Source organism: Kineococcus vitellinus, assembly GCF_009906315.1.
Lineage (GTDB): Bacteria > Actinomycetota > Actinomycetes > Actinomycetales > Kineococcaceae > Kineococcus > Kineococcus vitellinus.
Map to the genome: position 1 here is coordinate 1 of NZ_JAAALL010000160.1, position 10,179 is coordinate 10,179.

Annotated in this window: 9 protein-coding genes; 4 read left to right on the forward strand and 5 right to left on the reverse strand. The window is 78.7% G+C overall.

Going from position 1 to position 10,179, the window contains the following annotated elements; genetic code table 11:
* Window positions 1–2,413 (reverse strand): SpoIIE family protein phosphatase (locus GTQ99_RS14235; protein ID WP_166616395.1); only part of this gene is annotated, 2,413 nt, incomplete at its 3' end.
* Window positions 2,414–2,481: 68 nt separating this feature from the next.
* Window positions 2,482–3,168 (reverse strand): NUDIX hydrolase, encoded by a 687-nt coding sequence (locus tag GTQ99_RS14240; RefSeq protein ID WP_338075003.1) that lies wholly within the window; start codon window positions 3,166–3,168, stop codon window positions 2,482–2,484.
* 126 nt (window positions 3,169–3,294) lie between these two features.
* Between GTQ99_RS14240 and GTQ99_RS14245 the strand changes: the two genes are divergently transcribed.
* The 3 genes from GTQ99_RS14245 to GTQ99_RS14255 all read left to right on the forward strand — a co-directional run bounded on the left by GTQ99_RS14245 (window position 3,295) and on the right by GTQ99_RS14255 (window position 6,620).
* Window positions 3,295–4,311 carry an SPFH domain-containing protein gene (locus GTQ99_RS14245; protein WP_166616397.1) on the forward strand — a complete coding sequence of 339 codons (1,017 nt, stop codon included), beginning with the start codon at window positions 3,295–3,297 and terminating at the stop codon, window positions 4,309–4,311.
* Window positions 4,308–5,204, forward strand: coding sequence for a hypothetical protein (locus GTQ99_RS14250; protein WP_166616398.1), 897 nt, complete (start codon window positions 4,308–4,310; stop codon window positions 5,202–5,204). Before GTQ99_RS14245 ends, GTQ99_RS14250 begins: the two co-directional genes overlap by 4 nt.
* Before the next feature lie 276 nt (window positions 5,205–5,480).
* Window positions 5,481–6,620 (forward strand): SDR family oxidoreductase, encoded by a 1,140-nt coding sequence (locus tag GTQ99_RS14255; protein ID WP_166616399.1) that lies wholly within the window; start codon window positions 5,481–5,483, stop codon window positions 6,618–6,620.
* On the opposite strand, the gene GTQ99_RS14260 is transcribed toward GTQ99_RS14255, so the two are convergent.
* Together GTQ99_RS14260 and GTQ99_RS14265 are read right to left on the reverse strand one after the other, a co-directional pair.
* Window positions 6,610–7,698, reverse strand: a complete 1,089-nt coding sequence (locus tag GTQ99_RS14260; RefSeq protein WP_205707487.1) for an alcohol dehydrogenase catalytic domain-containing protein — start codon at window positions 7,696–7,698, stop codon at window positions 6,610–6,612. The two genes, GTQ99_RS14255 and GTQ99_RS14260, sit on opposite strands and share 11 nt — an antisense overlap.
* The gene (locus GTQ99_RS14265; protein WP_166616400.1) at window positions 7,695–8,105 is read right to left on the reverse strand and encodes a saccharopine dehydrogenase NADP-binding domain-containing protein; all 411 of its coding nucleotides are present in this window, start codon (window positions 8,103–8,105) and stop codon (window positions 7,695–7,697) included. Before GTQ99_RS14265 ends, GTQ99_RS14260 begins: the two co-directional genes overlap by 4 nt.
* 98 nt (window positions 8,106–8,203) lie before the next feature.
* Between GTQ99_RS14265 and GTQ99_RS14270 the strand changes: the two genes are divergently transcribed.
* A complete protein-coding gene (locus GTQ99_RS14270) occupies window positions 8,204–8,818 on the forward strand; it encodes a TetR family transcriptional regulator (protein WP_166616401.1) in 615 nt (204 codons plus the stop codon).
* Here GTQ99_RS14270 and GTQ99_RS14275 read toward each other — a convergent pair.
* Window positions 8,784–10,179 (reverse strand): DNA polymerase (locus tag GTQ99_RS14275; protein WP_166616402.1); only part of this gene is annotated, 1,396 nt, incomplete at its 5' end. The two genes, GTQ99_RS14270 and GTQ99_RS14275, sit on opposite strands and share 35 nt — an antisense overlap.

Consider the following 10,179-nt stretch of genomic DNA (forward strand, 5'->3'; position numbering starts at 1 on the left):
GCCGCAGCGGGGTGCCGGCGCCCGGCGCGCCCGGCGCGCCCGCCGGGGCGGCGGCCTCCCGCGCGGCCCGCTGCGCAGGTCCCCGCGCGGCCTCCGCCTGTTCCTGGGGGCGCCAGGGCAGCGGCGGCTCCCCGGCGAGCTGGCGCGTGAACTCGCCGAGCAGCCACCGGCGGTAGGCCACGACGGCGGGGGCGGGGGGCAGGGTCAGCAGGTGCGTCTCGGCCCGGCAGAACTCGTCGGCCTCCTCGAGCACCGCCAGCACGTGCCGCACGAAGGGGCCGGCGTCGGGAGGCACCTCGTAGGTGACGTCCGCGGCGGAGCGGCCGGCGGCCGCCGCCTCCTCCATGGCGGCCGCCGGGCGCGCCAGCAGGGGCGCGTACGTGCGCTGCAGGTCCGCGGCCAGGTCCACCAGGCGCTGCGGCAGGGACGGCGCACCCTCGTGGCCGGCGCCGATGCGCAGCAGCGCCAGCTCCCGCAGCAGCCCCTCGGTGTGCTGGGTGAACTCCGCGCGCAGGCGCAGCGGCACGCCGAGCAGCCGCACCGGGACGGAGCCGGTCCCCGCGTGCGCGGTGTGCGCCGCGGGGGCCCGCGGCGGCGCCGCCCGCGGCGCGCGCACCGGGCTGAGCCGGGCGACCAGCACGGCGATGTCGTCGCTGCCCGTCGGGCCCACGCGCTCCAGCAGCTGCCGGCACAGCTGCTGCGGGGGCAGCTGCTCCAGCCCGCGCGCGGCCCGCAGCAGGCGCTGCAGGCCGACGGTGAGGGACTCCTCGCGGCGCTCCACGAGCCCGTCGCTGTAGAGCACCACCGTCGCGCCGGCCGGCAGCGCCGCGCGGGTGTCGTGCCGCGGCAGGTCCGCCGCCACCCCCACGGGCAGGTCGGCCTCGGCCTCCAGGAAGCGCGGGGCCGCGCCGGGCACCAGCAGCAGCGGCGGCGGGTGCCCGGCGCAGGTCCACTCCAGGCCGCCGCCGCCGTCGGGCTCCCGGCGCAGGTGCGCGTGCACGAGGGTCGCCACGTCGTCGGGCGCGAAGCGCGCCAGCACCCGCTCCAGCCGGGTGACGACCTGCGCGGGGCGGTCCACCCGGTCGGCGGCGAGGGCGCGCAGCTTGTGCCGGATCGCCCCCATCCGGGTGGCCGCGTGCAGGTCGTGCCCGGCGACGTCCCCGATGACCAGGGCCGTGCCGCCGCCGGGCAGCGGGAACGCGTCGTACCAGTCGCCGCCCACCTGGGCGAGGTCGCTGGCCGGCTGGTAGAGCCCGTGCAGCTCCAGGCCGCCCACGCGGTCGGGCAGCTGGGGCAGCAGGGCCCGCTGCATCTGCTCGGCGCGGCGCTGCTCGCGCTGCAGCAGCCAGGTGGTGTCCACCGTCGCGGCCACCCGGCCGGCGAGGTCGGACACGAAGGCGAGGTCCTCGGAGCCGAAGGGGCGGCCCGGGTCCGCGCGCACGAGGGTGACCGCGCCCAGGGTGAGGCCGCGGGCCTGCAGGGGCGCGGTGATCGCCGAGGCGGCACCGAGGCGGCGCACCAGCGACAGCCGGTCCCCCCACGCCGCGTCGCCGCCCGCGTCGAGGGCGCCGACGTCGCACAGGTGCTGCAGCGACCCGCCCTGCAGCACCTGCGCGAGCGGGGAGGCCGAGCCCGGGGTCAGCGGCGGCAGGGGTCCCAGCTCGCTGCGCAGCCGCCCCTCCAGGGCCGGGTCGCGGTGCACCAGCGCCACCCGGCGGGCCCGGGTGGTGCTGCCCTCCTCCAGCAGGTCCACCACCACCCAGTCCGCCAGCTGGGGGACCACCCGGCGCCCGACCGCCTCCAGCGCCTCGTGCAGGTCGGCCGGGGCCGCCGACAGCAGGCGGGAGACGTCGGCCAGCAGCGCCAGGCGCTGGTTGGCGGCCTCGGCCAGCGCCAGGCGGCGGGCCCCGCGCCCGGAGCCGCCGCCCCCGTCGCCCCGGTCGCCCTCGTCGCCGCCGGCGACGGTCACGTGGAAGGTGAGGACGCCGCCGGTGAGGGTCCGCGCCAGCACGGTCGGCGCGAAGGCCCAGGAGACGAGCAGCAGGGAGCCGTCCGCGCGCACCAGGACGTCGTCCTCGCCCACCGCGGGCCGCGCGCCCTCCAGCGCCGCCACCACCGGGCAGTCCCGGCGCGCCAGCGGGCGCCCGTCGCGGCGCTGGGAGTGCAGCCGCTCGTGCAGCGGCTCGCCCACGAGCTCGCTCTCGGAGTACCCCAGCAGCAGCTCCGCCTCGGCCGTCAGGGCGGTGATCAGGCCGTCGCGGTCCACGGCGACCACGGCCACGTGCGGGCCGCCGAAGAGGGAGGGCAGCAGCGAGGCCTCGATGGCCACGCGCGTGTCCCGGGTGCCCGCGCGCCGGGCGGAGGGGCCGGCGGGTGCGCCGCCGGCCGCCTCGGCCGAGGGCTGATCGCTCACCCGGCGATCCTACGGACCCGCGGGCCGCGGACGGCCCGGCGCGCGCGTCGCCCGGGCCGGCCGGCGCCTCAGCCGCGCAGCAGCGGCGGGTGCAGGCCGGTGGCGGGCCCGCGGCGGAACAGCTGCGCGGGGCGGCCGCCGTCGCGGGTGGTGCTCGCGCCGGTGGGTTCGAGGAAGCCCGCCGCGCCGGTGACCTTGCGGTGGAAGTTGCGGGGGTCCAGGGCGGTGCCCCAGACGGCCTCGTAGACGCGCCGCAGCTCGGCGACGGTGAACTCGGCCGGGCAGAAGGCGGTGGCCAGCGGGGTGTACTCCAGCTTGGCGCGGGCGCGCTCGAGCGCGGCGGCCAGCAGCACGTCGTGGTCGAAGGCCAGCGGCACCGCGCCCGAGGTGGTGTCCGCGACGGGGGTCCAGCGCGCGTCGGCGGCGTCGGTGCCCGCCACCGGCAGCGGCAGGTCGGGGGCCAGCGCGAGGTGGCAGACGGTCACGACGCGCTGGCGGGGGTCGCGGTCGGGCGCGCCCCAGGTGCCCACCTGCTCCAGGTGGACGGTGCCGGGCGGCAGCCCGGTCTCCTCGTGCAGCTCGCGCCGGGCGGCCTCGGCCAGGTCCTCGTCGGGGCGGACGAAACCGCCGGGCAGCGCCCAGCGGCCGCGGAAGGGTTCCTCGCCGCGCTCGACGAGCAGCACCGACAGGGTGCCGGCGCGCACGGTCAGCACGACGAGGTCGACGGTCACGGCGACGGCGGGGAACGCGCTCACCCGGCCAGCGTAGCCGCTTGTCGTCGACTTGACGACAAGCGAGGCGCTTCTTATCGTCATGACGACGAGAATAATGACCGGTGACGGGTGGCGACCACCGCCACCCGTCCGGACCCGGAGGAACCGATGGCCGAGATCACCCGCTACCCCTTCGTGCGGCACCTGCGCAGCACCCCCACCGCGCACGTCGTCCACCACCGCGCCGGCCGGCTCGCGCACTCCGGCACCGGGCAGGCGTTCTGGTTCCGCCCGCTGGTCGCGGTGCTCTCGGAGGTCCCCGTCGACGACCGCGAGCTGCCGCTGCTCGTGCACGCCCGCACCGCCGACTTCCAGGACGTCACCGTCCAGGCCACGCTCACCTTCCGGGTCGGCGACCCCGAGCTGGCCGCCACCCGCGTCGACTTCTCCCTCGACCCCGCCACCGGCCGCTGGCTGGGCGCGCCCCTGCAGCAGATCGCCGGGCTGCTCACCGAGACCGCGCAGCAGCACGTCCTGGACGTGCTCGCCGGGCTGCCGCTGCGCGAGGCCCTGCTCGCCGGCGTCGCCCTCACCCGCGAGCGCATCGCCGCCGGCCTCGCCGCCGACGCCCGGCTCGCCGAGACCGGCCTCGTCCTCGTCGACGCCCGCGTCGTGGCCGTCCGCCCCGACCCCGACGTCGAGAAGGCGCTCGGCACCCCCACCCGCGAGCAGCTGCAGACCGACGCCGACGCCGCCGGCTCGCGCCGGCGCGCGCTCGCCGTCGAGCGGGAGCGGGCCATCAGCGAGAACGAGCTGCAGAGCGCCGTCGAGCTGGCCCGCCGCGAGGAGGAGCTCGTCGCCCAGCGCGGGGCCAACCGGCGGCGCGAGGCGCAGGAGGCCGCGGCCGCCGACGCCGTCCGCGCCGGCGCCGAGGCCGAGCGCACCGAGCGCCTGGCGCAGGCGCACGCCACCGCCCGCCGGGTGCAGGGCGAGGCGGAGGCCGGTGCGGAGGCCGCGCGGCTGGCCGCCGTCGCCGGCACCACCCCCGAGGTCCTGCTCGCCCTGGCCGCCCGCGAGCTCGCCGGGCAGCTGCCCTCCATCGGCACCCTCGTGCTCAGCCCCGACGTGCTGAGCACCGCGCTCTCCCGCCTGACCGGGAGCACCGCCACCGGGAGCGCCGCGTGAGCCTGGCGCCGCGGGTGGTGCTCGTGCACCGGCGGACCCCGTTCGCCGACGCGGTCGCCCGGCACGGCACCCGCGGCCAGGCCGCGTTCTTCCTGCGCACCCGCGGCCACGACCTCGCCGAGCTGGAGGAGGCCGACGAGCGCCAGCGCGGGGCCCTGGCCGCGGTGGCCGCCGCGGTGCCCGCCGACTGGCGCTCCGGGGCCGTCGAGCGCGCCGACCTGCCGCGGTTCCTCTTCGCCCCCGAGGACGTCGTCGTGGTCGTGGGCCAGGACGGGCTGGTGGCCAACGTCGCCAAGCACCTGAGCGGCCAGGTCGTCGTCGGCATCGACCCCGACCCCGGGCGCAACGTCGGCGCGCTCGTGCCGCACCCGCCGCGGCGGGCCGCCGAGCTGCTGCGCCGCAGCGCGTCCGCAGCCGAGTGCGAGGAACGCACGATGGTGCGGGCGGTCACCGACGACGGGCAGGAGCTGCACGCCCTCAACGAGGTCTACGTCGGCCACCGCAGCCACCAGACCAGCCGCTACGTCCTCACCGCCCCCGACGGCCGGTGCGAGCGGCAGGCCTCCAGCGGCGTCGTCGTCGGCACCGGGACGGGCGCCGGCGGCTGGCTCGCCTCGCTGGCCCGCCAGCGCGCCGGCAGCGCCGGGGGTTCCCCGCTGCCGGGTCCGGCGGATGCCGACCTGGCCTGGTTCGTGCGCGAGGCGTGGCCCTCGCCCACCACGGGCGCCGACGTCACCGCCGGGCGGCTGCGCGGCGGGGACCTCGTGCTCGACGTCCTCGGCGACGAGCTCGTCGTCTTCGGCGACGGGCTGGAGGAGGACCGGCTGCTGCTCACCCGCGGCCAGCGCCTGCGGGTGGGGACCAGCCCGCGGCGGCTGCGACTGCTGCGCTGAACTCCGCCCACGCGCTGTGACGTTCCGCCAGGGTTCCGTGCGCTGACACCGGAGGTTCGCAGGCGCCGCACGAGGTGGGGAGCGCCCCCGCGAGAGGTGCTCCCCCCGTGGACCTCTCCTCCCGCTCCACCCGCCGGCACCTCGGCCTCGGCGCCTCCGGCCACCCGCGCGTCTCGGCGCGCGGGCCGCGCCCCGCGCACCTAGCGTCGCAGCTGCACCGGCCGCGGCGGGGGCGCCGCCCGCCGCGAGCGCCACGGAGGACGCGGAGGACGCACCATGTCGCACGAGAGCACGACCGCCGGCCCGCTCGGCGGGACCGACCCGATCGCCGCCGCCGCGCGCGAGCCCGGCGTGGCGCTCGTCGCCGGGTCCGCCGGCGTCATCGGCGCCCACGCCGCCGCCGAGTACGCCCGCGTCCCCGGCTGGACGGTGCGCGGCGCGGCCCGCCGCGAGCAGAGCGGCACCGCGTGGGAACCCCTGCGCGCGGACCTGTCCGACGCGGACGGCGCCCGCGCGGACCTGGCCGGCGCGGCCGACACGACGCACCTGGTGTTCGCCGCCTACGTCGAGCGCGGGGACGAGCGGCAGCAGATCGAGGACAACACCGCGCTGCTGCGCAACACCCTCGACGCCCTGCGGGACGCACCCCTGCGGCACGTCACGCTCTACCAGGGCGGCAAGGCCTACGGCGCCCACCTGCCGGGGTTCCGCACGCCCGCCCGCGAGCGCGACCCGCGGCTGCTGGTGCCGAACTTCTACTACGCCCAGGAGGACGTGCTGCGCGAGGAGGCCGCCCGGCGGGGTTTCGGCCTCACGCTGCTGCGCCCCGAGGGCGTCGTCGGCTACGCCACCGGGAACCCGATGAACATCCTCATGGTGGTGGCGGTGCACGCCGCCATCAGCCGCGAGCTCGGGCTCCCGCTGCGCTTCCCCGGCTCGCACGCCGCGGCCGAGGCGCTGTACCAGGTCACCGACGCCGAACTGCTGGCGCGCGCCACCGTCTGGGCGGGCTCGACGGCGGCCGCGGACGGGGAGGTGTTCAACGTCACCAACGGCGACCAGTTCCGCTGGGCGCACGCCTACGCCGCCATCGCCCGGCACCTGGGCGTGGAGCACGACGAGCCGCAGGACTTCTCCCTCACCTCGACCATGCCGATGCACGAGGAGACCTGGCAGCGCATGGTGCAGCGGCACGGGCTGCGCCCCACGCCCTACGCGGACCTGGTGCGCTGGCAGTTCGGCGACTTCCTGTTCCACTCCGAGTTCGACAACGTCTCCAGCACCGTCAAGGTCCGCCGGGTCGGGTTCGGCGAGTGCCTGGACAGCATCGACCGGTTCACCGAGCTGCTCGACCGCCTCGCCGAGCAGCGCGTCGTCCCCGCCGCCGGGGAAGCGCGCGCCGCGCTCACAGCGTGACGACGAGCTTGCGCGCGGAGACCCCGGCGCGCAGCCGTTCCAGCGCCTGCGGCACGGCGGCGAGCCCGTCGCCGACGACCTCCGCGCGCGGCGCCGGCCGGTAGCTCCCGTCGGCCAGCGCCGCGGGCAGGTACCGCGAGAAGACGGCCGGGCCGACGGAGTTCTGCGCGGGGGTGCCGCCCCAGATCGCCGACACCCGCACGCCGAGGGGGCGGACCAGCACCCGGCGCGCCGCGGTGAGCGGGTTCGGGTACGCCGACGCGACGCGCCCGGTGCCCGCGGTGCGCCGGGCGAGGCGCACCGCGCGGCCCAGCGAACCCGCCCCGATGGCGAGCGTGCCGGCGAGGTGGTGCCCGCGCAGGGCCCGTGCGAGGTCGCGCACGACGTCCGGGTCGCGGTAGTCGAACGCCTCGGCCGCACCGAGCGAGCGCACCAGCTCGTGGTTGTGCGGCGAGGCCGTCGCGAGCACCCGGTACCCGGCGCCGCGGGCGAGCTGGACCGCGTTGGCGCCGACGCTGGTCGAGGCGCCCCAGACCAGCACGGTCGCCCCGCGCTCGGGCGCGGCCGCGGTGGGCAGCGCGAGCCCGAGCTGGTCGGGCTGGAACAGGCCCGCGGCGGCGGTGGCCACGGCGAGCGGCAGGACGGCCGCGTCGGTCAGCGCCACCGCGTCCGGCAGCGGCGTGGTCAGGTCGGCGTCGAGCACGGCGAAGCGCTGGAAGGCGCCGTGCGCGGCGCTGTCGCGGAAGCGCTCCTGCCCGGTGGCGAACCCCGCGACGCGGTCCCCGGCGGCGAGGCGGCTGACGCCGTCGCCCGTCTCGACGACCTCGCCCGCCACGTCGGTGCCCAGCACGGCGGGGTGGTGCAGCCACGGGTAGACGAACCGGCGGCGCACGAACGCCGGCACCGCGTCCACCGGGTTGACCGCGACGGCCCGCACCCGCACGACGACCTCGCCGGGACCGGGCCGCGGGCGCGGGGCGGGTCCGACGCGGAAGCCGGCGCGCGGGGAGTCCAGCCACAGCGCCTCGTTCCCCGGGTTCCCCGGGTTCTCCGTGCCGCCCGCGGTCCCGGCGCTCACCGCCGGGCCCCCTCGGCGTCGACGAACTCCCCGCCGACGCTCTCGGCCAGTCCCGGGCCGAGCAGCGCCGGCACCGCGGCCACGTCGTCGGCGATGTCGACGTAGTCGCTACCCGCCGCCAGGCACGCCTCGACGAGCGGGCCGGCCGTGGTGGTGAACGGCCCGACGGTGTTGACGACGACGGCGGGCCGCGCCTCGCGGACCGCGGCGGCCATCTCCCGCGGCCCGGTGGCGAGCACCGTGCGGAACCCGCTCTCGCGGCCGGCCGTCGCCAGCCGCTCGCGGTCGCGGCCGACCAGCACCGGGACCGGGCCGTCCGGGCCCTGCTGCGCGAGGGCGTCGGCGACCGCCCGTCCCGTCCGCCCGGTCCCCCCGAGCACGAACACGTCGACCCCGGTACCGACCACGGCGCTGCCCCTCTCCGACGACACCGATGACACGACGTGTCATCACGTGGTCATCGTCGCACGCCACGACACGTCGCGTCATCACCTACGCTGGAGCGGTGGGCAGGTGGACTCCGGACGCGCGCGGGCGCCTCCAGCGGGCTGCGCTGGAGCTGTTCGCCGAGCAGGGCTACGCCGCCACGACCGTTCCGCAGATCACCGAGCGGGCGGGACTGACGACGCGCACGTTCTTCCGCCACTTCGCCGACAAGCGCGAGGTGCTCTTCGAGGGCGACGCGATCCCGCAACTGGCGCGCCGCCTGCTCGAGCAGGCGCCCGCCGACCTCGACCCGCTGACGCTGCTGCGGCGGGGACTGCGCCAGGTGGGCGACGAGCGCTTCGACGGCCACCACGAGCAGCTGCGCCGCCACCGGGCCCTCGTCCTCGCCGAACCGGCGCTGCGCGAGCGCGACGCGCAGAAGCGCGACGACCTCGTCCGGGTCCTGCGCCCCGGCCTCGCCGAGCGCGGCCTCGACCCGCTCACTGCCGCGCTGCTGGCCGAGACCACCGTCGTCGTCCTGCACGTCGCGCTCGAGGCGTGGCTGACCGGCCCGGCGGACCAGCCGTTCGGCGACGTCGCCGACGCCTGCTTCGACCGGCTGTTCGCGGCCGCTCCGCCCCCGGCCGGCACCGCGGCGCTCACTTCGCCTCCGACCACCGCCGGACCACGCTGACGTCGGCGACGAAGCGCACCCCGCTGCCGGCCGCCCACCGCGCGGCGGTCTGCTCCAGCGCGGTGCGCAGCAGGGCCGCTGCCCGCTCGGCGTCGCCCGCCGGCACGTGCAGCAGCAGCTCGTCGTGCAGGCACAGCACGATCCGCCCCGCGCCGCCGGCCAGGCCCGCGCGCACGGTCGCCGCCCACGCCTTGAACAGCTCCGCGGCCGCGCCCTGCACCACGGCGTTGCGCGCGAAGCGGCCGCGCGCGGCCGTCGCGGTGCCCACCTCGCCGGGCGCGGGGGCGCCCACGCGCACCAGCCGCCCGCCCCAGGTGCGCACGTCGCGCCCCTCGCGGCCCGCCTCCTCCGCCGCGCGCAGGTAGCCCAGCGCCGTCGGGTAGGCGCGCTCCATGCGCTGCAGCGCCTCACCGGCCGCACCGGAGGTCTGCCCGTACATGGCGGCCAGCACCGCCACCTTCGCCGTGGGGCGGTCGGCGGCCAGCGCCGCGGCGACCGGTGCGTAGAGGTCGTCCTCGCGCGTCGCGGCCGTCAGCCCCGCGTCGGCGGAGACCGCGGCCAGCACCCGCGGTTCCACCTGCCCGAGGTCGGCGCGCACCAGCACCGAACCGGCTTCGGCCGCCACCGCGGGCCGCAGCTCCGTGGGCAGGTTGTGCAGCCCGGCCTGCGCCGTCATCCGCCCGGCGGCGGCGTCCGAGGCCGACCAGGCCCCCCGCAGCCGGCCGTCCGCGCCGACGGCGGTGTCCAGCCAGTTCCAGCCGTAGGTCGTCGCGATCCGCTCCGCCTTGCGCCAGGCCAGCAGCGCCTCCACCGCCGGGTGCGCGTGCCGGAACTGCTCCAGCCGCCACGCCCGGGTGTCCGGCAGGTCGAAGCCCAGCCCGCGCAGCGCCCCGAGCACCTGCACGGGGTTGCGCAGGTCCACCTCCCCGGCGCCCAGCACCCGGCGCACGGGGGCGTCGCGGGCCGCGCGCAGCCGCGCCTCCTCGGCCGCCGACGCCGGGCGCGGCCCGGTGGCCCGCTCCAGCAGCGCCTCGGCGGTCGAGCGCTCCAGCGGCAGGCCGGTGCGCTCCAGCTCCACGGCCAGCAGCGCGGCCGCCGACTCGGCGTGCGCGGTCTGCACGCCCAGCGGCGGCCCGCCCGGGCGGCGTCGCGGCTCGGGCAGCGCGGCCACCGCCCGCGCCTGCCGCTGGGCGACCTCCAGCGCCAGCGCCGCCCAGCGGGCGGCGCGCTCGAGCTGGTCGGCGGGCTCGGCCTCGCTCAGCGCCCGCCCCTGCGACCACGCCGCCGACAGCTGCCCGTCCTCGCCGACGGGCTCCTCGCCGTCACCGCCGTCGAGGTCCAGCAGCCCGGTGCCGTGCAGC

Excerpts from the sequence above, each read along its gene's own strand:
- GTQ99_RS14245 (WP_166616397.1), top strand. The coding sequence starts at position 3,295 with ATGGCCGAGATCACCCGCTACCCCTTCGTGCGGCACCTGCGCAGCACC.
- GTQ99_RS14255 (WP_166616399.1), top strand. The coding sequence starts at position 5,481 with ATGTCGCACGAGAGCACGACCGCCGGCCCGCTCGGCGGGACCGACCCG.